The organism is Nonomuraea gerenzanensis, assembly GCF_020215645.1.
In the GTDB taxonomy this organism is placed as follows: Bacteria; Actinomycetota; Actinomycetes; order Streptosporangiales; family Streptosporangiaceae; genus Nonomuraea; species Nonomuraea gerenzanensis.
In genome coordinates this window covers 1418630-1441277 of record NZ_CP084058.1, presented here as the reverse complement: position 1 = coordinate 1441277, position 22648 = coordinate 1418630, and the positions used below count along the sequence as shown (strand labels likewise).

Here is a 22648-nt window from a genome sequence, read left to right as displayed (position 1 = left end):
GGATGCCGATCCACCCCCTATCCGGCCGCCTGCTCCGCCGTCTGCCGGGCCCATCGGTAGTCGGCCTTGCCGGCCGGCGAGCGCACCATCTCGGTCACGAACGCGTACGTGCGCGGCACCTTGTACCCGGACAGCAGCCGCCTGCAGTGCGCGTCCAGCTCGGCGGAGGTGAGCTCCACCCCGGGCCGCGGCTCGATCACCGCCGCCACCCTGCTCCCCCACCGCTCGTCCGGCACCCCGGTCACCACCGCGTCGAACACGGCCGGATGCCCCTTCAGCACCGCCTCGACCTCCTCGGGGAACACCTTCTCCCCGCCGGTGTTGATGCACTGGGAGCCGCGCCCGAAGACGTTCACCGTGCCGTCGGTGTCGACGGTGGCGAGGTCGCCGGTGAGCAGCCACCGGGTGCCGTCCTCGTCGGTGACGAACGTGCGGCTGGTCTTGTCGGGATCGTTGTAGTAGCCGAACGCCACCCGTCCCGACCTCGCCACGGTGCCGAGCTGGCCGGAGCCCGGCTCGACCGGCCGGCCCTTCTCGTCGAGCACGGCCAGCTTGACCACGGAGTTCGGCTGGTAGCGCAGGCCCTTCTCGGGTGAGGAGCCGGCCACGCCGGAGGCGGTGTAGCCGGACTCGGTGGAGCCGAAGCTGTCGATGATCATGACGTTCGGCAGCAGCTCCTGGAGGCGGTCGCGGACGGCGCCGGTCAGGATCGCCCCGGTGGAGCTGATCGCGAACAGCGAGGAGACGTCGTACTCGCCGTCCGCCAGGGCTTCGGCCAGCGGCCTGGCCATGGCGTCGCCGGTGATGCTGATGGTGTTCACGCGCTCCCGGCCGACCGCCTGCCACACCGCGCCGGCGTCGAACTTGCGCACGAACACGATGGTCGAGCCCATCCACCAGGTGAGGAACATGGCCATCTGCGCGGCCCCGTGCATGAGCGGCGAGGCGGCCAGCATCACCATGGGGTTGGCCTTGACGGCCTCGTCGACGACCTCCTGCGGGCTGGTGCGCGGCTCGCCGTACGGGTTGCCGCCGCCGAAGCCCATGAACAGGTCCTCGACGTGCCACATCGCGCCCTTGGGCATGCCGGTGGTGCCGCCGGTGTAGATGATGTAGACGTCCTGGCCCGAGCGGGGCGCGAAGCCGCGTTCCGGCTTGCCGCGCTCGATCGCCGCCCCGTACGGCACCGCCGAGGCGATCGCCGACGGGCCGCCCGCGACGACGAGGTGCTCCAGCAGCGGCGCCTGGTCCAGCACGGCGCTCACCCTGGGCTCGAACTCGACGTCGTAGATCAGCGCCCTGATGTCGGAGTCCCGGTAGAGGTAGAGCAGCTCGGCCTCGACGTAGCGGTAGTTCACGTTGATCGGGACGGCCCGGATCTTCAGCGCGGCGAGCATGCCGGCGACGTACTCGATGCCGTTGTAGAGGTGCAGGCCGACGTGCTGGCCGGGCTGGATGCCGAGGTCCAGGAGGTAGTGGGCGAGCCGGTTCGACTCGGCCTCCAGCTCGGCGTAGGTGCGGCGTTCCTGGCCGCAGACGACGGCCGTCCGCTCCCCGATCGTGTCCGCGAGCCCTTCGAACAGGTCAGCGTGGTTGAACTCCATCAGGGTCTCTCCCGTCCGACGATCCACATCGCGAAGAACTGGGCTCCCCCGCCGTAGGCGTGGCCGAGCGCCGTACGGGCGCCGTCCACCTGGTGCTCGCCCGCCATGCCGCGCACCTGCAGCGCGGCCTCGGCGAACCTGATCAGTCCCGACGCCCCGATCGGGTTGCTGGACAACACCCCGCCCGAGGCGTTCCACGGGATGTCGCCGTCGAGCGCGGTGGCGCCCGACTCGGTGAGCTTCCAGCCCTCACCCTCCGCCGCGAACCCGAGGTTCTCCAGCCACATCGGCTCGTACCAGGAGAACGGCACGTACACCTCGGCCACGTCGATCTGCCGCCGGGGGTCGGCGATGCCGGCCTGCCCGTAGACGTCGGCGGCGCAGTCCTTGCCCGCCTGCGGGCTGACCGTGTCGCGCCCGGCACGGAAGATCGGCTCGGAGCGCATGGCGGTGCCGTGCACCCAGGCGGGGGTGCCGGTGACGGCCGACTCCGACGACAGCACCATTGCGCAGGCGCCGTCGCTGGACGGGCAGGTCTCCAGGTAGCGGATGGGCTCCCAGAGCATGGGCGTGGACTCGACCATCTTCTGGTCGATGCCGGGGATCTTGAGGTGCGCGTACGGGTTCTTCAGCGCGTTCAGCCGGTCCTTGACCGCCACCAGCGTGCCGATGTGGCCGGGCGCGCCGGACCTGCGCATGTACTCGCGGATGTGCGGCGCGAAGTAGCCGCCCGCGCCCACCACCAGCGACGCGCTGAACGGCAGGTGGGTGGACAGCGCCCAGGTGGCGTTGGACTCCGACTGCTTCTCGAAGGCGACCACGAGCACCCGCTCGTGCACGCCGCCCTGGATCAGCGAGGCGCCGACCAGCGCCGTGGAGCCGCCGACGCTGCCCGCCGTGTGCACGCGCATCATCGGCTTGCCCGCCGCGCCGAGCGCGTCCGCCAGGTACGCCTCCGGCATCATCACGCCCTCGAACAGGTCGGGCGCCTTGCCGATCACCACGGCGTCGATGTCCTTGAACGTCAGCCCGGCGTCCTCCAGCGCGCGCAGCGCCGCCTCCCGGACCAGACCGGCGATCGAGACGTCCCTGCGCTTGGTCGTGTAGTACGTCTGGCCGACGCCGATGACCGCACACCGGTTACCCATGGTCATGCCTCCAGGACGGTCACGAGGTTCTGCTGCAGGCAGGGGCCGCTCGCGGCGTGCGCGACCGTGCGGCCCGCCGTCCCGTCGTGGATGCGGCGCGCGGCCTCGCCGATGCGGATGAGCCCGGCGGCCATGACGGGGTTGGCGGCCAGCGGGCCGCCCGACGGGTTGATCACGGTCTCGCCGCCCAGGTCGAGCGCCTGGCGCAGGATGATCTCCTCGTGCGGGAACTGCGCGTGCAGCTCGGCCACCTCGACGGGCCCCTTTCCGACCCCGGCGGCACGCCCGGCGTCGGCGGCGGAGGCCGACCTCGCCAGGTCACGCATGCCCAGGTAGTGCGGCTCCGTGCGGTGCGCGATGCCCCTGATCCAGGCGGGATTCGCGTGCAGCCGCCCGGCCAGGTCCCCGGCCGCGAGCACGATCGCGGCCGCGCCGTCCGTGATGGGCGGCACGTCCGTCCTCCTGAGCGGCTGTACGGCGAACTCCTCGTCCGAAGGGTCGGGCAGGTCGAACGCGTACGGGTTGCCGCGCCCGTCGGCCCGGCTGCGCCGGACGATCTCGTCGAGCTCCTGGCGTTCGGCGCCCACGGCGGCGGCCTGGAGCGCGGCGTAGGAGAGCTGGTCGAGACCGAGCGGGGCCAGGTAGTACGGGTCGAGCTGGAGCGTCATGATCGTCCGCAGGTCGCCCAGCGACGACTTGCCGAAGCCGTAGACCAGGGCGGAGTCGAGGTCGCCGTGCTGCAGCCGCACCCACGCCTCGTACAGGGCCCAGGCGCCGTCCATCTCGACGTGGCTCTCGGAGATCGGCGGCCAGGCGGCCAGCGCGTCGAGCGCCGAGACGAACGAGAACGGTGCCCCCGCCAGGTAGTCGCAGCTCCCCGAGCAGGTGAAGCCGAAGCGCCTGAGCCCGGTGCGCTCCTTGACCTCGCTGATCACGGGGTGGATCAGCTCGTGCTCGCTCAGCCCCGTGTCGGTGCCGGTGTGCCGCGTCTGCGCGAACGCGACGATCGCCACGTCTCTCATGCCAGCTCCACATCAGGCTCGCCGGTGGGGGCGAACCAGCGGATGTTCGCCATGGACGCCGTGCGCTCGCTCTCGGGGACCCAGACCGCCTTGACCCGCATGCCCTGCCGCACCTCGTGCGCGGGCACGTCCCCGATGAGCGCGATCATGGGGATGTCGGCCCCGTCGAGCAGGATGTACGCCGACACGAACGGCACCTGCGGAGCCCGGGGGTCGGGCAGGTTGTTGATGGCGAAGGTGGTGATCGTGCCGGTGTCGGGGAGTTCGAGCGTGTCCGGCAGGGTGTTGCCGCACTCGGGGCAGGCCAGCCGGAGCGGGACGTACACCTTCTCGCACTGCTCGCAGCGGCTGCCGAGCAGGACGCCGCGCTCGACGCCTTCCAGGAAGACGCGCAGCGCGCCGCCGGCCTGGAGGCGGTACTCGGCGCGCACGCTGGACACGATCTTCGTGACCTCTGGGGCGAAGTGGGACAGGTCGGTGATGTGGCCGGTGGGCCGGTCGCGCCAGACCGGCCAGACCCGGGTGCCCGCCGCGAGCGCCTTGGGGTTGTCGGCGGCCACGGCGTGCAGGAGGTCGGTGTCCGCGCCGTCGAGGCGGATCAGCGCCCAGGCGAAGGGGGTGTCCAGGGGGTGGGCGTCGAGCGGCTCGGCCACCCAGGCGAAGGTGGTGATCGTGCCCGCGGGGCCGACCTCGACGTACTCGCCGGTCACCGGCTCGCCGGTCGCGGGGTCGTACTCCAGGGGCGGGACGAGCACGCGCCCCTCCACCGTCCGCACCCCGACGATGCGGCGGGCGCGCAGCTCGGTGAGGAACCGGCCGATGACCGGTCCGGTCGTACGCGTGTAGCCGCCGGGGAACTCCAGGACGTGCTGAGCGACCAGCGGATCAGATGGCACGGTCGTGTCCCTCCCAGTACGGGGCGCGGAGCTTGCGTTTGAGCAGCTTGCCGTTCGGCTCGCGGGGCATCTCGGCGATGAAGTCGATGCTCTTGGGCCACTTCATCCTGGCCAGCCGGCCTTCCAGGGAGGCCAGCAGCTCGGCGGCCAGCCCGGGGCCCGGCTCGGCGCCGGGGGCGGGCTCGACGACGGCCTTGACCTGCTCGCCCCACTCCTCGTCCGGGATGCCGAACACGGCCACGTCGGTCACCTTCGGGTGGACCATGAGCTCGTTCTCGATCTCGGCGGGATAGATGTTCGTGCCGCCCGAAATGATCATGTCGGCCTTGCGGTCGCAGAGGAACAGGAAGCCCTCGTCGTCCAGGTAGCCGATGTCGCCGACGGTGAAGTAGTCCTTGAGGCGGTTCGCGGCGGTCTTGGCGGGGTCGCCCTTGTACTCGAACCGGACGCCCATCATCTTCATGTAGATCGTGCCCGGGGTGCCGGCCGGCACGGGCTCGCCCTGCTCGTCGGTGATGAGCAGCTCGCTGATCGGCCAGGCCCTGCCGACGGTGCCGGGATGGGCCTTCCAGTCCTCGGGCGTGGCCAGGGTGCCGCCGCCCTCGGTGGCCGCGTAGTACTCGTACACGCAGTCGCCCCACCAGTCGAGCATCGCCCATTTCACCGGGACGGGACAGGGGGCCGCCGCGTGGATCATCCACCGCAGCGACGACAGGTCGTACTTCTTCCTGACCTGTTCCGGGAGCGCGAGCAGGCGCTTGAAGTGGGTCGGGACCATGTGCGAGTTGGTGACGCGGTGGCGCTCGCAGAGCGCGAGCATGCCCTCGGCGTCCCACTTGTCCATGTAGACGAGCGTGTGCCCCATGTGCAGGGCCGTGCCGCCGAACTGCGTGACGGCCGTGTGGTAGCTGGGCGAGGTGACGAGGTGGGCGTTCGGGCGGCCCGGGGTGATGCCGAACAGGCCGAGCAGGAACGTCATGAGCTCGGCTGAGTCGTCCGGATCGAGGCCGTTGAGCGGTCGTCTGACGCCTTTGGGCTTGCCGGTGGTGCCCGAGGTGTAGTGCATCGTGGCGCCGGCGGTGCGGCCGTCGGGCGCGGTGTCCGGCTGACCGTCGGCCAGCTCGCTCGCCGCCCTGAACCCCCCGCCCGCGTCGCCCAGCATGAAACGGCGCTCGGGCGCGATGGCCTCCGCGCCCCTCGTGCCCTCCTCGGCGAAGCGCGGGTGCACGAAGAACGCCTTGGCCTCGCTGTCGGAGACGATGTAGGCGATCTCGGGGCCGGTCAGATGCCAGTTGACCGGCGTGTAGTACCAGCCGGCCTGCATGGCGGCCAGGTAGAGGACGAGCCCGTCGGCGCCGTTCGGCACCAGGCCGCAGATGCCGTCACCGGGCTGGAGGCCCAGTGCGCGCAGCCCGTGCACGAGCCGGTTCGAGCGGGCCAGCAGGTCGCCCGCGCGGTGCCGGGTGCCATCGGGGTCCACGGCCGCGATCCACTCGGGATCCGCCTGCGCGAGCCTCCAGAAGCCGAGCGTGCCCATCTGATCTCCTCAGCGCGGGAGTGAGCAAAACAGGAACCTGTTCTCGTTTGTCGGAGCGTATCCTGGGCCAAACTTCGTAGCAAGCGCTTGATCTAGTCACTCCGGAGGCGTCCGTGGAGCTCCTGCCGATCAGCACCCCCCACTGCCGGATCGAACGTGACGGCCACGTCCTGACCGTCACCATGAACCGGCCCGAGGCCCGCAACGCGCTCTCCTCCGACATGCTGATCGGCCTGGCCTCCGCATGGGCGTACGCGTCGAGCGAGCCGGGCGTGCGGGTCGCCATCCTGACGGGCGCGCAGGGCACGTTCTGCGCCGGCGCCGACCTCAAGGCCATGGGCCAGCCGTCCACCGACCCCGACGTTCAGGCCAGGGCGGCCCGGATCCCCAACTTCCACTGGAAGGGCCTGCTGCGCGAGGACCTGCCGACCAAGCCGATCATCTGCGCGGTGGAGGGCTACGCGGTGGCCGGCGGCACGGAGCTGCTGGTGGGCACCGACCTGCGGATCGTGGCGGAGTCGGCCACGCTGGGGCTGTTCGAGGCCAAGCGCGCGCTGTTCCCGATGGGCGGCAGCGCCGTGCGGCTGCCCCGGCAGATCCCGTACTGCCACGCCATGGACCTCCTGCTCACCGGCCGCGCCGTCACGGCGGCGGAGGCCCTGTCGATGGGGCTGGTCAACCGGGTGGTGCCGGACGGGCAGGCGCTGGCATCGGCCCGCGAGCTGGCCGAGGACGTCGCGGCGTCGGGGCCGCTGGCGGTGCAGGCCATCCTGCGGACGTATCGGGACACGCTGGGGATGGCGGAGGCGGAGGCGTTGAAGGTGTCGGACGAGCTGGGGTGGCCGGTGATCGGGTCGGAGGACGCCAAGGAGGGCACGCGGGCGTTCCGGGAGAAGCGGCCGGCCGCGTACGAGGGGCACTGACGTCTTGATGCACAGAGGGGCACTGGTGCCGAGGCCGCGGAGTCGCGACCGCCGTCACGGTGGTGCCCCTCCGAGCCGTCACTCCCCGGTGAGGCGCTCCAGCCGCTCCAGCGCCTCCCCGTACTCCGCCACCAGCCCGAACACCACGTCCTTGGCCGACCGCACCTGATTCATCACCCCGATGATCTGCCCGGCGGGGAAGGTGGCCAGCTCCGAGGCGTCCGAGCGCCCGATCCGCCGCAGCGCGTCCGACACCAGCATGAACTGCAGCGGCATCGGCAGCGTCCCCGGCGACTCCTCCGACTCCCACGCCTCGGTCCACTCGTTGCGGAGCAGGCGGGCGGGCTTGCCCGTCCAGCTGCGGGAGCGGACGGTGTCGCGGGAGGTGGCCTCCAGGATGCGGCGCTTGGCCATCTCCGGGGTGTCGGCCTCCTCGACCGTGAGCCACAGCGAGCCCGTCCAGACCCCTTCGGCGCCCAGCGCCATCCCGGCGGCCATCTGGCGGCCGTTGCCGATGCCGCCCGCCGCCAGGACGGGCACGTCCACGGCGTCCACCACCTGCGGGATGAGCACCATGGTGGAGATCTCGCCCGTGTGGCCGCCCGCCTCGGTGCCCTGGGCGACGACGACGTCCACGCCCACCTCCACCTGCTTGAGCGCGTGGCGCGGGGTCGAGGCGAGCGCGGCGACCTTGACGCCGTGGGAGTGGGCGAGCTCCACCACGTCGGCGGGCGGCGGCCCGAGGGCGTTGGCCAGGAGCGCGATGGGGTGGCGCAGGGCCACCTCGACCTGGGGGCGGGCGGTGGCGTCCGTCCAGCCGAGCAGGACGCGGCCGGCCTCCGCGTCGCCCGACAGCGGGGGGACGCCGTGCTTGGCCAGGAGGTTCTCGACGAAGGCCCGGTGGCCTTCGGGGATCATGGTCTGGAGGCGGCCGACCAGCTCCTCGGCGGCGAAGTCGGCGCCCTCGTACGAGGCCGGCATGACGACGTCCACCCCGTACGGCTTGCCGTCCACGTGGTCGTCGATCCACTTGAGCTCGGTCTCGAGCTCCTCCGGCGTGAAGTAGAGCGCTCCGAGCACCCCCATGCCACCCGCCCTGCTGACGGCGGCGACCACGTCCCTGCAGTGGCTGAACGCGAAGATCGGGAGCTCGATTCCGAACATGTCCGTGACACGTGTCCGCATGGCCCGACAATACGTCCGGCATCACGCAAACTGCAACGCGTTCTAGACTAGAACCTTTGGTCTGGTACCGGTGAGTAACCTTGGACTATAACTGGTTCTAGTTAAGGTTGCCTGTCAATGAAAAAGGGCCCGTTTTCACGGGCCCTGAAATTGCGCCGCTGTTTACTCGGCCGGCTCCCGGCGGCGCAGGCCGAGCACCACGCCGGCGGCGACGAGCACGAGGCCCACGATGAGCAGCACCAGCGGGATGATGTTGCGCAGCAGGTTGATGGTGCTCTTGCCGTCCTGCGCGTTCTTGACCAGCTCGTTCACGGTCGCGTCGGTCATCTTGGCGGTGGCGATGAAGGCGGCCGTGCGCTCGACGCCGTCCTGCGTCTTGAGCACCTCGTGCCGCTGCACCTCCTGGCGCACCGGCGAGCCCGTGACCGGCTCGATCCAGTACGTCGTCTTGCCGTCGTACCAGCGGTCCACCTGCACGTCCCCGGTCTCGCCCGTGATGCCGAGCACGTTGGCGGGGGCGGTGCGGGTCTCGGTCTTGGTCGGCGGGACGTCCTGCTCGAAGACGTAGACGGGCAGCCCGTTGACGGTGTCCTCGCGGACGAAGGTCGCGTCGAACGCCTTCTGCGCCGTGGCGTTGAACACCTTGTAGGTCTTCTTCTCCACGTCGAAGGGGAACTTGTAGATCTGCCCCTCCAGCGTCACCGGCGCCTTCTCGATGTTGACGGCGCAGCAGTTCACCGCCAGCCCCGTGTACTTGTTGAAGGCGCTGCGGCGCTCGGAGATGTCGATCTGCGGGCGGCTGTTGGTGACGTCGTTGACGACCGTGGCCTCGTCCCAGACCACGTGGTCGTCCTTGGCCTCCTTCACGTCCCCGCGCGTGGTGACGATGATGTCGAGGTCACCGGTCAGCACCTTGAGGTCCTGCATGGAGAAGTACTGGGCGCCCTTGGCCTCCAGCCGCGAGATGCCGAACTGGTTCGCCGGCGCGGAGATGATCTGGCCGGCCGCCCAGAATTTCAGCAGCGGTGCCAGCGCGATGAAGAATGCCCCGAACCCGATGAGGACGAGCGTGGAGATACGACCCATCGAGGCCTCCGCATTTTGTAGAACATGTTGTCGTTGTCTGCGATCGTCGAGCAACAAAGTATGACAGTGCGTGATGTCCGTCACCGGCGGCCCTGGCACCGCAACCAAATCGATAGAAACAAGTTCTATCGTGGTTTCGGCCCCGGCCGACGGGTCGTGGGACGGTCAGGAAAGCGGGAAAGTGGGAGCAGCGATGAGAAGCAGGGACGCCGCGCTCGACGGCATCCGCGCGATCGCCGCACTCGGCGTCTGGCTGCTGCACGTCGGGAGCAACACGGGCGTCATGTACCGCGAGGGCATGCTCCCCTGGATGATGAGCCGCCTGGGCATCGCCGTACCCATCTTCTTCCTCCTGTCGGGCCTGCTCCTGTACCGCCCGTGGGCGCGCGCGGTGATCGAGGATACGCCACGGCCCCGGCCGATGCGTTACCTGTGGCGCCGGGTGCTGCGCGTGATGCCGGTCTACTGGCTCGTGACCGGGCTGGCGCTGTGGGCGTGGAGCTCCTTCGACTGGACCGGCTGGCTGAAGTGGATGTTGCTGGCGCAGAACTTCTTCCAGGCCGACCCCGTGCCCGACGGGCTCTACCAGATGTGGACGCTGCCCATCGAGATGTCGTTCTACGTGCTGCTGCCCGTCATGGCCTGGCTGCTGCACCGCTTCGCGCGCGGCGGCAACCGGCCGGTCCGGCTGCTGATGGGCATCTCGGTGCTGCCGGTGATCTGCGTGGTCACCGTGGTCGTCACCCGGCTGTTCGAGCAGCCGCAGCTCGCGCTGCTGCTGCCGTACCACCTGGTCTACTTCGCCTGCGGCATGGCCATGGCGGTGCTGTCGGTGTGGATCGGGCACAGCCGCGTGATCGACTCGCTGGCGCCGCAGCTCCTGGTGCTGGCCGGGCTGCTGTACGCGCTGCTCAGCACCGAGCTGGCCGGCCCCCGCACGCTCACGCTGCCCACCCTGTCGCAGTCGTTGTGGCGGGTCAGCCTGGAGACGGCGGTGGCGGTGCTCCTGGTGACGCCGTTCGCGCTGGCCTCCCGCCCCGGCTCGCTGCGCAACCGGGTGCTGGGCAACCCCGTCAGCGCCTACCTGGGCCGCATCTCCTACAGCTTCTTCCTCTGGCACGCGCCGGTGATCACGCTGCAGCTCAAGCTCACGGGCGCGCAGCCGTTCCAGGCCGACTTCGCCAGCGTGGCGGTGGTCTCGTTCGTCGTCACGCTCCTGCTGAGCGTCGGCAGCTACCACCTGATCGAGGTCAGCGCGCTCAAGCTCAGCGAACACCGGTCAGCACCTGCTCTGCCGCCGAAGGCTCAGCCGGCGCTGCCGGCCGCGCCGGCTCCGTGACGAGCTGGCCGAACAACACGCCCACGGCCGCCACCGCAGCGAGCTGCGGCACCTGCTCCATGAACGGCCCCGCGGCCAGGCCGTAGTCCCGCAGCACCATGGCGGCCGCCTGCGACGCCGCGGCCACGCCCAAGGCCCCGGCCGCCGCCCAGTGCGCGGGCAGCCCCCGGGCCCGCAGCAGCAGCGTCACGAGGACGGCGGCGAGCACCGCGATCATGCCCTGCCAGTTCGCCGCCCAGCCGCCGAACGCCAGCGCGAGCACCACGACGACCGGTACCCGCGGCCGTGACAGCCTGCTGGCAGGGGCGGCGGCCGTCTCGCGCACGTGCTCGGGCCGCGGCCCGCGCAGCGCCAGTGCGAGCAGCGCCAGCAACGCGATCCCCGCCAGCCCGAGCAGCAGCGCGAGCCGGTAGGGCCGGTCGGGCAGGTATTCGAGCCTGGCCGTGCCCTGAGTGCCCGCGGGCAGCTCCCAGCCCTGCTTCCAGCCATCGATCCGGACGGGTTTGAGCGTCTTGCCGCTGATCTGGGCCCGCCAGCCGGGGTTGTAGTTCTCGTTGACGACGAGGAAGGAGTCCTTCGGCGCGCTCACCGTGACCTCGCGCGTGGAGGTGCTCCACGTGCCGCGCACCGCCGAGCCCTCCACACCGTCCGGCTTGCGCGGCAGCGTGCCGAGCACGAGGGAGTCCATCGTGTACGGATCCCACCCGGCCACCCGCACCCGGTTGTCACCCTCGGCCAGCTCCGCCCTGGAGCAGCCGAGGATCTGCACGGGCCGCTGCTCGAGCAGGTCGGCATGGGTGCCGGCGACCTTGGTGGGGATGGATTCGCCGTTCACCTCGATCCTGGGCCCGAGCCCGCAGGCCAGCCGCAGCGGGATGTCGGCGGGCCGGCCCACCGGATCGACGCCGGGCACCACCAGCTCGGTCACCTGCAGCCGCTTGGAGAAGGGCGCGAAGCGCAGCTTGATCCGGGAGGTGGACATGGCCTTGAAGGTCAGGTTCCCGCGCTCGTCCACCCGCCCGCCGCGCACCTGGCCGGCGTCGCCGCTGACGATCACGTCCAGCGGCTGCTGGTCGCCGCTGGGGCGACCGATCTGGACGCGGGAGAGCTTCCGCTTGCCCTTCCAGGCGATGGTCAGCGTGGGCTCGGTGTCGTCGGCGTGCGGGATCCAGGTGGTGGTCGCGTCGCCGTCGAAGGCCGATCGGGGCGAGACCACGGCGTCGTCGCTGAGCTGGGAGGAGCCGGTCACGGTGGTCAGGTCCGCACGGACCCGGGTGAAGCGGTCGACCAGCTCGGGATCCTTCAGCACGGCGGTTCCCCGCACGTTCACGGAGGCTTCGGACGCGGCGCTGAAGGTCCGGTCGAACCCGGTCTCCTCCCCCTTCCTGGCCAGCGTCACCTCGTTGCAGACCCATCGGGACGGGTTGCGCATGCACGCGGGCCGCTCGTCCAGGCCCCGGTCCATGACGTACACGTCGCCCTGGCCGGGCAGCCTGATCGTGCGGCCGGCCGTGACACCGGGGATGGACAGCTCGATGACGCCGATCCGCTGGCCGTAGCTCCACGTGGCGGAGGAGGTCGCGACGACCTTGAGCCGCACCCAGGACGTGGGCCCGGCGGGCACGCGCAGCCGCTGCGGCTCCGTGCTGCCGGTGACGTCCTGCACGAGGCTGCCGGCCTCGGTCTCCACCGCGATCCGCCTGACCGACTGGCCGAGCAGCAGGTCGGGCGCGAACATGACGTCCACGTACGCCGGCCGCAGCTGCCCGGTCAGGTCCACGCGCAGCCACTCGCCCTGCGGGGCCGTGGAGCCGTCGTTCTGCCAGCCGGTCCCGACGTTGCCGTCCATCGCCGCCCACGGACCGCTGCCCGAGCTGCTGATCCCGGCGATCGCGTACGGGTCGGCGACCGAGGAGGAGGCGCTGACGCCGGCGATGCCGTGGTACTCGGCCACCGCCGTCTCGTCCAGCCAGCCGTCCTCCAGCAGGTCCAGCTCCCTGACCCCGCCGAAGTCCGCCTTCTTGTCGGCCGTCAGCGTGGGCGACCAGTTCGACCGGATCTCGCCGAACGAGCGCTCGCGCAGCCGCAGCGCGTCGCTGACCACGGTGGGCGCCTCGCGCTTGCCCGCGTCGCCGTTGACCAGGACGGGGCCCTCGCCCAGCAGGCCGAGGTCGCCCATCGCGAGCAGCGAGTCGGGGCCGCCGCGCACGGCCAGCGCGTCGGCCGCGGGCTGCACGGAGACCAGGTCGGCGCTGCCGGAGACCTCGTACAGGTCGAGCGCGGGGAACGGCGCGTCCACCTGGTTCACCGCGTCGTCGGTCTCCCTGTCGCCGACCAGGTCGCCGAACGAGCGCACCTTCCTGATGCCGGGCGACTCGCGCAACGCCTCGTACATCCTGGACGGCCAGGCGCCCTGGAGGTTCGCCCTGTTCAGGTCGTTCCTGACCAGCAGGTAACGCACGCCCAGGCGGCGCAGCACCGCCGTCACCCCCGCCGAGCCCTGACCGGCCGTGAGCCGCTGATCGATGACGTCGAGCAGCCTGGTCAGGCCCACGGAGCCGGGCGGCGTGATCTGCCTGGCGGTCCAGCGGGCGGTGGTCAGGGCCTGCAGGGGCTCGTCCATGGGGCGGCCCCAGACGTACTCGCCGAACTTGGCGCCCGGCACGACCAGCACGCCGTCGTCGCCGGCGTTGCGGTCGAGCCAGCCGGCCGCCTCCCGCCAGTGGGACGGGATCTGCTGGAAGTCGCCCGGCGCGGCCAGGCCCTGGTTGAAGACGGGCAGCACGAGGGCGGCGAAGGCCGCCACGGCGGTCGTCCGCACCGGGATCCTGGCCCTGACCAGCAGGTGGGCCAGGCCGAAGGCGAGCGCGAGCCGCACCAGGGGGTCGAACTTGCGCAGGTTGCGCAGCGGCGCGAGCGGCCCGTCGAGCAGCCAGCGCACCGGCTCGGCCACGACCGGCTCCAGCGCGCCGGCGTGCCCGGCGATCAGCGCGACCACGCCGACCAGGAACATCGCCACCACGAACCCCTTGGCGGGCAGGTCCCTGCGCGACAGCCCGGCCAGGCCGAGCGCGGCGATCAGGCCGGTGACCACGACCATGGTGGCCGAGGTGGCGATCGCGAAGCCGGGCGGCTGCTCGAAGACGCCGTTGAGCGGCAGGTAACGCACCCAGTCGGAGGCGCCGCGCAGCACGTTCGTGAGCGAGGTGACAGCGGTGGTGGTGCTCGCGGTCTCGGTGTACGGCAGGAAGTTGAAGGCGTAGCGGCCCACCAGCAGCAGCGGCAGCGACCAGAACAGGGTGGCCACCGCGACGGCGGCCGACCACCAGCCGAGCAGCCGCCAGCGCGGCACCGGGTACGGCCTGGTCACGATGTACAGGACGGGCGCGACCAGCACGGCCAGCACCGCGACCGCGTTGACGCCGCCGCACAGCGCCACGGCCAGGGCCGAGCGGATGGCGCCGCGGGCCCGCTGGCCGGTCTCCGAGGCGGTGAGCAGCGGGATGAGGATCCACGGCAGCATCGCTGCGGGCAGCCACTCGATGGAGATCTCGCCGAGGATCGACAGCGTGCGCGGGGCCAGCGCGTACGCCAGCGCCCCGGCGATCCTGGTGCCCGGCGTGCCGATGCCGAGCTGCCTGGCCAGCCGCTCCACGCCGAGGAAGGCCACGCTCATCAGCAACGTCAGCCAGAGCCGCTGCGTCACCCATGGCGCGACGCCCGCCAGGTCGCCGAGCGCGAAGAAGGGGCCCATCGGGAAGATGTAGCCGGCCACCTGGTTCTGGAGCTGGCCGAAGTGCTGCAGGTCCCACAGGTGGGCGGCGCGTTCCAGCCAGCCGACCGGGTTGAGCGCCAGGTCCATCTTGGTGTCGGAGATGAGGTGGCCCGGCTTGGTGGTGAACGCCAGCAGGCCGAAGCCGAGGCAGCACAGCAGCAGCCACAGGCGGCGCCTGGCGGGCTCCCCCACCGGCCGGCCCGCGCCCGTGCGCCGCCCGGCCACCAGCTTGTCGGTGGGCAGGAGGGTCACCGCTCCTCCCAGCCGGGCCCGGGGTCCTCGCCCCGCATCAGCGCGAGGAGGCGTTCGGCACTGCGGTCCCAGGAGAACCGTCCGGCCCATTCCCGACATCTCACCGTATAAGTGTGGTCCAGCTCGTCGAGTGCCGAGGCAAGGCCCTTCGCCAGCCCCGTGCCCTCCGGCACCAGCCAGCCCGTCTCGCCGTGCCGCACGGCGTCGCGCAGCCCGTCCACGTCGAAGGCCACCGTCGGCACACCGAGGGCGGCGGCCTCCAGCACGCTCAGCCCCCACCCCTCGCCCTGCGAGGCGCTCACGTGCAGCCACGCCCGGGCGACGAGCCGCGCCTTGTCCTGCTCCGGCAGGTACCCGTGCAGGGTCACGCCCTCGGGCAGCCGGGCACGCAGCGCCGCCTCCTCCGGCCCCCGGCCGATGATGTCCACGACCAGACCGGGCCGGTGCTCGCGCAGCTCGGCCACGGCGTCGAGGAGCAGGTGCACCCGCTTGTGCGCGACGAGCCGCCCGAGGCAGACGAGCCGGGGAACCGGGCTCTTCCCGATGTCCCCGGGCTGCGCGATCGTCACCCCGTTCGGCACGATGTGCACCGGGCCGCGCCAGCCGAGCCGCTCCCGCATGGCCCGCACCGTGGACGGCGAGACCGCCACGCTCGCGTGCCGCCGGTAGCTCCACCGCGACACGGGCCCCTCCAGGAACCGGCCGAACGCGGCCAGCCAGCCCGGCAGGTGCACTCCGAACTGCCGGTCGTGCACATGGTGCACCACGCACAGCACGCGGGTGCGCCGCCGCAGCACCCAGGGGGTGAAGAACGGGATGCCGTTCTGGCAGTCGAGCACCGCGTCGAAGCGGCCCCCGTACAGCAGCAGCCAGCCCAGGACCAGCGGATAGACGGTGAAGACCCCGCCCATCCGCACGAAGCGCACGCCTTCGGCGCTGTCGCGCCGGGCCTGCCCGGGCGCGCGCGCCGTGACGTAGCACACCTGGTGACCCGCCCGCGCGAAGCGGCGGGCCACCTCCCAGGCGAACGTCTCGGCGCCGCCGGCCTGGGGGTGCCAGGGGTCACGCCAGTTGACGACAGCGATCTTCACGGATATCCGACGGGGTCGAGCGGCGGCTCCCAGGCCGGGTGCACCGGGGCGGGCCGTGGCCGGGCGTGCAGCCGCACCCAGATCCGGCCCAGCTCCAGCACGATGCCGAGCGTGTGCCTGGCCGGGGAGAACCGCGAGCCCGGCATGTCACGCCAGCGCACGGGGATCTCCCGCACCGTCGAGCCGCGCTCGACGCAGCGCGCGAGCAGCTCGACGTCGAAGGCGAAGCCGGGGGTGCGCAGCCGCGCGGCGCTGTCGCGGGCCAGCACGCCGTCGAAGAACTTGAAGCCGCACTGGGTGTCGCTGACGCCGTGCACCAGCACGCCCGCCAGCGCCCGGAAGCCGAACGCGCCCAGCTCGCGCACCTTGCTGTGCCGGTTCTCGACGTGCGAGCCGCTGTGCGCCCTGGAGCCGATCACGACGCGCTCACCGGACAGCAGCAGCCCCAGCGCCACGTCGATGGCGTCGAGGTCGGTGGCCATGTCGGCGTCGCAGAAGCCGACGAAGGGCGCGCTGGTGCCGAGCAGCCCGGCGCGCACGGCGGCTCCCTTGCCGGGAGTCGCGCACTGGACGAGGCGGACGGGCACGGGGCCGCGCGGCCAGCTCCTGACGATCTCGGCCGTGCGGTCGGTGCTGTTGTTGTCCACGACGATGACAGAGGTGGGGAACGGCATTCGGGCAAGCTTCGCGCACAGCTGCAGGAGCCCCCCGGGAAGTCGTCGTTCCTCGTTGTAGGCGGGAATGACGATCTCAAGCAGTGGTGGCCGGCTCGCCCTCTCGTCCCCTTGTGGAGAGGGTGGCATGTTCGGCTCGGTCTTACCGGTCGCCGTAGTTGTAGAGCGGCTGGTTGACCGGCGTGGCGGTGGCGCCGGTGAAGGTGACGGTGGTGACCGTCATCACGAGTGCCGCAACGGCGACGCCGATCATCGCTGCTAAGAGGATCTTGATCACGGGGTTCCTCCTCGAGCGGACAGTGGTGCGGGCGTCCCTAAACCTAGAACCAATTCTTGCTACTCGGAAGTAGCTAGACGAAATCTTAACAAAGTCGCTGATCAGCGTAGCTATCCGGACGGAACCCGCGCCACCGGACCGTCGAAGCGATACAACCGCAGGTCACCGGTATCGACCAGGACCCTCGCGCTGCGTAGCCACATACCGAACCGCTGCCGCTCTTCACCTGTCCCCGCGTCGACTATCACGTAGCGAAATCCCGCGGCCGGCAGGTTGGGCGAGGCCCCTTCTAGTACGTGTTCTAGCGCCTGGACCCGCGGGTCCTCGCTCCCTACGACCAGATTCCCCACCCGTACGACGTCGTTGGAGACCACCCGCCGCCCCGGCGTCGCGAAGAAGCGCTGCGCCGGGTCCAGCACCGCCCGCCCGCCGTTCCACGGGAACTGCCGGTAGGACTCGAACGGCAGCACCAGTACGTCGCCCGCCTCCGGGTCGCGCCGGATGACCTCCCGCGCCGCCGTCCAGCTCTCCGGGTACGGCACCGCCCCGAGCCGCCCCAGCGAGCCCCACGCCATGGTCGGCAGCACCGCCACCGGCACCAGCACCAGCGCCACCACCCACGCCCGTTCGCGAGCGACCCGCTCGGCCAGCAGCCCCAGCCCCAGCGCGGCCACCAGCGCCAGCGGCGCCACGTACTGCTGGGCGTCCCTGAACACCGCGAACCCGCCCCACACCTCCACCACGACCCACCGGAACGCCGCCCGCCCCGGCTGGCTCACGCCCACGCACGCCACGGCCAGCCCGATCCCGGCCGCCACGGCCAGCCTCCCTTTGAAGGGCAGGTCCGAGCGCACGAAGACGACGACGCCGACGAGGGTGAGCGCCAGCCTGGCCGCCGCCCCGACCGCGCTCTCGTAGCCGGGCGGCACCGCGTACAGGTTCCAGATCCCGCTCAGCGACAGCAGGCTGCCCACCGTCCCGAACGGCGTGTCGGCCCTGGCCGCGAAGGCGTCCACGCCGGCGGGATCACCCTCGATGCCCTGCGGCCGCAACGCCGTCGGGATGAGCCACGGCAGGCTGAACAGCGCCAGCACCGCCACCACCCGCACCAGCACGTGCCGCCGCGCCAGCGGGAGCGCCGTGAGCGCGGTGACCGTCATCGCCGCGAACCCGCCCACCGCCGCCGGCAGCACCGACAGGGCCACCCTGCGCCCCGACCAGACGGCCCGCACCACCCAGGGCAGCCCGGCGTACCCGAGCAGCAGCGCCCACTGCCCGATCAGCAGCCGCTCGGCCACGTACGGGTTCCACACGTAGAACGCCCCCGCCACCAGCCTCGGCCCCAGCGACTGCGACGGCAGCAGCAGCGCCGCCCCCGAGCAGCCCAGCACGAAGACGCCCAGCAGGATGGCCTTCTGCACCAGCTCGACGGGCAGCACCTGGGCCAGCGCGGTGACGACGGCGTCGCTCGGCACCACCCGCGCCGCGCCGCCCGCCAGCCCGAACGTGAACCGCGAGAACGCCGGGTCCGGCACGAACACCATGTCCTGGAGCAGCGTGAACCCCCACCCCAGCGCCGGTCCGAGCGCCAGGCAGCCGAGGGCCAGCCCGAGGAGGGCGGCGGCGAGCCCGGCTCGGGCGGTGTGGGGCATCCCGCAATGACATCACAACAGAGCCACGGCCATTCCCTTGATCACGTTCTCGTGGTTACTCTCGCCGGGACGGGAGGCTGGGGGCCATGACCGTACAGGGGATGCGATCACGGGGCGGTGACACCGTGCTCGCCACCGCGCTGGTGATGGTGGCGGTTCAGCTCGTGTGGAAGTTCGAGCTGGTCAGGAGGACCTACTTCCGCCAGGACGACTTCCACTACCTCATCAGGGGCCAGGAGAGCGGGTTCACCTGGGACTACCTGATGTGGGTGGACGTGGGCCACCTGCTGCCGGGCGGCTTCGGCATCTCGTGGGCGATGGCCCGGCTCGGCGGCTACAACGAGCTGCTGGCCCACGGCATGACGATCGCGCTGCAGGCGGGGGCGAGCCTGGCGCTGCTGCGGCTGCTGTGGCTGCTGTTCGGGGCGCGGCCGGCGATCCTGGTGCCGCTCGGGTTCTACCTGGTCACGCCGATGACGATCCCGTCGTTGTCGTGGTGGGCGGCGGTGCTGGAGACGCTGCCGCTGCAGCTGGCGCTGCCGATGGCGCTGTCCTCGCACGTGCTGTACGTCCGCACCGGCCGGATCAGGCACGTGGTGGCGGCGTGCGCGTGGACGCTGTTCGGGCTGGTGTTCTTCGTCAAGGCCGCCTTCATCCCGGTGCTGATGCTGGTGATCACCGCCGGCTGGCTGACCCCGCGCTGGGTGCGGCTGTGGCGGGCCTGGGTGCCGTACGCGGCGCTGCTCGCGGCGTACTCGTGGGTCTTCTTCACCGGGCTCTACAGCTCGGTCCAGATCAACGACGCGACGCAGACGCCCGGCCTGCCGGACGCGGGGGTGGCGGGCGAGTTCTTCTGGATGCTGGGCTCGCGCGGGCTGGTCCCGTCGGCGCTGGGCGGGCCGTGGCAGTGGCGGCCGATCGGCGACGACTACGCCATGGCCGCCCCGCCGGAGCCGCTGGTCTGGGCGGGGCTGGTGGGCGTGGCCGCCGTGGTGGCCGTGACCGTGCGGTGGCGGCGGCGCGCCTGGCTGGCGTGGCTGACGCTGCTCGGCTACTTCCTGCTCGCCGACGTGGTGCCGGTCCTGCTGGGCCGGATCGAGCTGCTCGGGCCCGGCATCCTCGGGTACGAGCTGCGCTACCTGGCCGCCACCGCCACCGTGGTGGCGATCGTGCTCGGGCTGGCCTGCATCCCCCTGGTGGGCGAGGAACAGCCGTGGCTGCGCCCGCGCACGCGGCTGCGCTGGGCCTGGGTGCCGCTGGCCGCCGCCGTCACGGCCGGCTCGGTCTGGTCGGTGGCCGCGTACGCCGACCGCCCGCTGGGCGGCACCGCCCGCGACTACGTCCGGACGGCCAGGCTCGCGCTCTCCCGCGTGCCGGCGGGCACGGCCGTGCTCGACACGCACGTGCCGCCCGGCCTCGCCGCCGCCGCCTTCTTCCACGACTACGCCCTGCACTCCAAGGTGCTCGGGATGCCGGACCCGTGGCCGGTCACGTGGGTGCGCGAGCTGTCCGGCCCCGTGCGGGACCCGCTGGTGTTCGACGCGCGGGGCCGGCTGCGGCCGGTCGCCATCCAGGGCCTGCGGGTGCCGCAGCGCGGGAACTGCGTGCCGGTCGGGCCGGCCGAGACCCGCTTCCGGCTGCCCGCGCGGCTGCCGGGCGGCGAGTACACCGTGCAGATCGCCTACCTGAACAGCGCCGAGACCACCCTGTCGGTGCGGCTCGGGCTCGGCGTCGCGCAGGTGCGCGCGGGCGAGGGCCTCGGCAGGACGTTCGCCCGTGTCCCCGGCGAGGGCGCCGAGCTGGCCCTCCGCACCGCCGGCGGCGGCCCCGACGCCTGCGTCGGCGAGATCAGGATCGGCCGCCCCGTCCCCGACGAGGACGGCGCGGCCATCCCGCCCAGCCCGCTCGAAAGCTAGCGCGGGCCGGGGAACGAGCCCTACTTGCCCGGCTCCGGATCCCTGGGCAGCCCCAGCATGCGCTCGCCGATGATGTTGAGCTGCACCTCGGTGGTGCCGCCGTAGATGGTCATCGCCCGCGTGGCCAGCACCGCCCGGTTCCAGTAGCCGGCGTCGCCGAGCTTCATGTCCGCGGCGGTCACGGCGGCCGTCCCGAGCAGCTCCACGGCCGTCTCGGACACGTGCTGGGCGTGCGAGGTGGACAGCAGCTTCCGTACGGACGCGTCCGCCCCAGGCTCGGCCCCGGCGAGCTGCTTGAGCGTCACCCGCAGCGACAGCGCGTTGATCGAGTGGCCCTCGCAGACCACCTCGGCCACCCGCTGCGCCTCGACCGGCGTCAGCTCCCGCCCCAGCCGCCCGACCAGCCCGAGCAGGTCGGGCACGGACGCGCCGGTGCCACCCGAGCCGGACGACAGCGAGACGCGCTCGTTGGACAGCGTGTTGCGGGCCACCTTCCAGCCCTCGCCGACCTCGCCCACGACCAGGTCGTCCGGCACGAAGACGTCGTCGAGGAAGACCTCGTTGAACAGGTTCTCGCCGGTCATCTCGGTCAGCGGCCTGACGGTGACGCCGGGGGCCTTCATGTCGACCAGGAAGTAGGTGATGCCCTCGTGCTTGGAGCCCTCGCTGGAGTTGCGGGCGATGCAGATGCCCCACTCGGCCACGTGCGCGACGGACGTCCAGATCTTCTGGCCGTTGAGCTTCCAGCCGCCCTCGACCTTCTCCGCCTTCATCTGCAGCGAGGCCAGGTCGGAGCCGGCGCCGGGCTCGGAGAAGAGCTGGCACCAGATCATCTCGCCGCTGAGCGTCCTGGGCAGGAAGCGCTGCTGCTGCTCGGGCGTGCCGTACGCGGCGATCGACGGCACCACCCAAGCACCGATGATCATGGCGGGCAACCGCACCCTGGCGGCCTTGAGCTCCTGCGCGATCAGCACCTGCTCCAGCGGCTTGGCGTCGCGGCCCCACGGCTTGGGCAGGTGCGACATGACGAACCCCTGGTCGGCCAGGGCCCGCTTCTGCTCCTTGCCCTCCAACTGCGCGATCTGCGCGATCTCTGCGCGGATCGACTCGCGCAGCGCCTCGGCGCCCTCGGGCAGCTCGATCTCCATCTCCCTGGAGACGCCCTGCAGCGACAGCTCGGCCACGGTCGCGGCCCACTCGGCCGACGAGCCCAGCAGGGCACGCAGGGTGAGCGCGCGGCGGTAGTAGAGGTGCACGTCGTGCTCGAAGGTGTAGCCGATGCCGCCGAAGGTCTGGATGGCGTCCTTGGCGCACTGCACGGCGGCGTCGGGCGCCATGACCCCGGCCACGGCGGCGGCGAAGCGCAGCTCCTGGCCCTCGGCGCGGGTGGCGTCCCACACGGTGGCGCGGGCCTGCTCCAGCGCGACGAGCATCCGCGACAGCTTGTGCTTGATGCCCTGGAACTGGCCGATCGGGCGGCCGAACTGGACGCGGACCTTGGCGTACTCGGCGGCGGCCGTCACGCACCACGAGGCCAGGCCCGCCGCCTCGGCGCCGAGCAGGATCGCGGCCAGGTCGCGCACGTCGGAGCTCTCGACGCCCTCCAGGACGCCCTCGGCGGGGACGACCACCTCCGACAGCTCCACCTTGGCGGCCGGCCTGGTCAGGTCGAGCGACTTGATCTCGGTGACCGTGGCGGAGGCGGCCTCGACGAGCACCCACTCCTCGCCCTCGGGCGTGCTGACCGGCAGCACCAGCGAGTCGGCCAGCGAGCCGCCGAGCACGGGCTCGGCCGTACCGGAGACGACCAGGGAGCCGTCGTCGCGGCGGGTGGCGGTCAGCGAGCCGGTCAGCGCGACGGCGGCGGTCAGCGTGCCGTCCGCGAACGACTCCAGGTGCTCAGGGCGCTTGGAGGCGTTGATCACGGCACTGGCCAGCACGGTCGGCACGAACGGCCCCGGCGCCATGCGCTCGGCCAGCGCCTCGACGGCCACCGCCGCTTCCAGGAGCCCGTATCCGGAGCCGCCGTACTCCTCGGGCACGTGCAGGCCGAGCAGCCCCTGCTCGGCCAGGCCCGACCAGAACGCGGGACGGCCTTCCGCCCCGGCGCGCAGCAGCTCCGAGGGGATGTTCCGCTCCGCCCAGCCGCTCACCGACTCGCGGAGCGCCTCGTGCTCCTCGCTCAACCCGATCGCCATTGTCCATCCTCCAGCCAGGTCCGAGTCATGCCCAGAATCATATTCTAGAGGATACTTCTGGCATATTGCTCTG

The 22648-nt window shown here is 71.8% G+C and carries 16 protein-coding genes; 3 read left to right on the top strand and 13 right to left on the bottom strand.

Annotated elements, in window-relative coordinates; translation table 11 throughout:
- Nucleotides 1-17: 17 nt before the first annotated feature.
- Genes LCN96_RS07205 through LCN96_RS07185 form a run of 5 tightly spaced genes read right to left on the bottom strand, consistent with a single transcriptional unit; the run spans nt 18 to nt 6207 of the window.
- Complete coding sequence (locus LCN96_RS07205) at nt 18-1604, bottom strand: acyl-CoA synthetase (protein WP_225271795.1); 1587 nt, start codon at nt 1602-1604, stop codon at nt 18-20.
- On the bottom strand, nt 1604-2752 hold the full coding sequence (locus LCN96_RS07200) for a thiolase domain-containing protein (RefSeq protein ID WP_225271794.1): 1149 nt from the start codon (nt 2750-2752) through the stop codon (nt 1604-1606). Before LCN96_RS07200 ends, LCN96_RS07205 begins: the two co-directional genes overlap by 1 nt.
- A 2-nt stretch (nt 2753-2754) precedes the next feature.
- Nucleotides 2755-3774, bottom strand: a complete 1020-nt coding sequence (locus LCN96_RS07195) for a thiolase domain-containing protein (protein WP_225271793.1) — start codon at nt 3772-3774, stop codon at nt 2755-2757.
- A complete protein-coding gene (locus LCN96_RS07190) occupies nt 3771-4670 on the bottom strand; it encodes a Zn-ribbon domain-containing OB-fold protein (protein WP_225271792.1) in 900 nt (299 codons plus the stop codon). Before LCN96_RS07190 ends, LCN96_RS07195 begins: the two co-directional genes overlap by 4 nt.
- Entirely contained in the window at nt 4660-6207 is a 1548-nt protein-coding gene (locus LCN96_RS07185) for an acyl-CoA synthetase (protein ID WP_225271791.1), read from the bottom strand. The genes LCN96_RS07190 and LCN96_RS07185 overlap by 11 nt, the downstream gene beginning before the upstream one ends.
- A gap of 113 nt (nt 6208-6320) precedes the next feature.
- Between LCN96_RS07185 and LCN96_RS07180 the strand changes: the two genes are divergently transcribed.
- Nucleotides 6321-7130 (top strand): crotonase/enoyl-CoA hydratase family protein, encoded by an 810-nt coding sequence (locus LCN96_RS07180; protein WP_225271790.1) that lies wholly within the window; start codon nt 6321-6323, stop codon nt 7128-7130.
- A 78-nt stretch (nt 7131-7208) separates the two neighbouring features.
- On the opposite strand, the gene LCN96_RS07175 is transcribed toward LCN96_RS07180, so the two are convergent.
- Together LCN96_RS07175 and LCN96_RS07170 are read right to left on the bottom strand one after the other, a co-directional pair.
- Complete coding sequence (locus tag LCN96_RS07175; protein ID WP_225271789.1) at nt 7209-8315, bottom strand: NAD(P)H-dependent flavin oxidoreductase; 1107 nt, start codon at nt 8313-8315, stop codon at nt 7209-7211.
- 162 nt (nt 8316-8477) lie between these two features.
- The gene (locus LCN96_RS07170) at nt 8478-9401 is read right to left on the bottom strand and encodes a DUF3068 domain-containing protein (RefSeq protein WP_225271788.1); all 924 of its coding nucleotides are present in this window, start codon (nt 9399-9401) and stop codon (nt 8478-8480) included.
- A gap of 193 nt (nt 9402-9594) precedes the next feature.
- On the opposite strand from LCN96_RS07170, the gene LCN96_RS07165 reads away from it, so the two are divergent.
- The gene (locus LCN96_RS07165) at nt 9595-10740 is read left to right on the top strand and encodes an acyltransferase family protein (RefSeq protein ID WP_225271787.1); all 1146 of its coding nucleotides are present in this window, start codon (nt 9595-9597) and stop codon (nt 10738-10740) included.
- On the opposite strand, the gene LCN96_RS07160 is transcribed toward LCN96_RS07165, so the two are convergent.
- The 5 genes from LCN96_RS07160 to LCN96_RS07145 form a co-directional block, all read right to left on the bottom strand.
- Complete coding sequence (locus LCN96_RS07160; RefSeq protein ID WP_225271786.1) at nt 10667-14767, bottom strand: alpha-(1->3)-arabinofuranosyltransferase domain-containing protein; 4101 nt, start codon at nt 14765-14767, stop codon at nt 10667-10669. The genes LCN96_RS07165 and LCN96_RS07160 overlap by 74 nt on opposite strands.
- Nucleotides 14764-15858, bottom strand: coding sequence for a glycosyltransferase family 4 protein (locus tag LCN96_RS07155; RefSeq protein WP_225271785.1), 1095 nt, complete (start codon nt 15856-15858; stop codon nt 14764-14766). Before LCN96_RS07155 ends, LCN96_RS07160 begins: the two co-directional genes overlap by 4 nt.
- Entirely contained in the window at nt 15855-16661 is an 807-nt protein-coding gene (locus LCN96_RS07150; RefSeq protein WP_225271784.1) for a glycosyltransferase, read from the bottom strand. The genes LCN96_RS07155 and LCN96_RS07150 overlap by 4 nt, the downstream gene beginning before the upstream one ends.
- Nucleotides 16662-16674: 13 nt before the next feature.
- Entirely contained in the window at nt 16675-16809 is a 135-nt protein-coding gene (locus tag LCN96_RS56455; protein WP_262380496.1) for a hypothetical protein, read from the bottom strand.
- Nucleotides 16810-16919: 110 nt separating this feature from the next.
- Nucleotides 16920-18461, bottom strand: a complete 1542-nt coding sequence (locus LCN96_RS07145; protein ID WP_225271783.1) for a hypothetical protein — start codon at nt 18459-18461, stop codon at nt 16920-16922.
- Between the two features lie 101 nt (nt 18462-18562).
- On the opposite strand from LCN96_RS07145, the gene LCN96_RS07140 reads away from it, so the two are divergent.
- Complete coding sequence (locus LCN96_RS07140) at nt 18563-20377, top strand: hypothetical protein (protein ID WP_225271782.1); 1815 nt, start codon at nt 18563-18565, stop codon at nt 20375-20377.
- 20 nt (nt 20378-20397) lie between these two features.
- Here LCN96_RS07140 and LCN96_RS07135 read toward each other — a convergent pair whose 3' ends face one another.
- Entirely contained in the window at nt 20398-22575 is a 2178-nt protein-coding gene (locus LCN96_RS07135; RefSeq protein ID WP_225271781.1) for an acyl-CoA dehydrogenase, read from the bottom strand.
- Nucleotides 22576-22648: the final 73 nt, after the last annotated feature.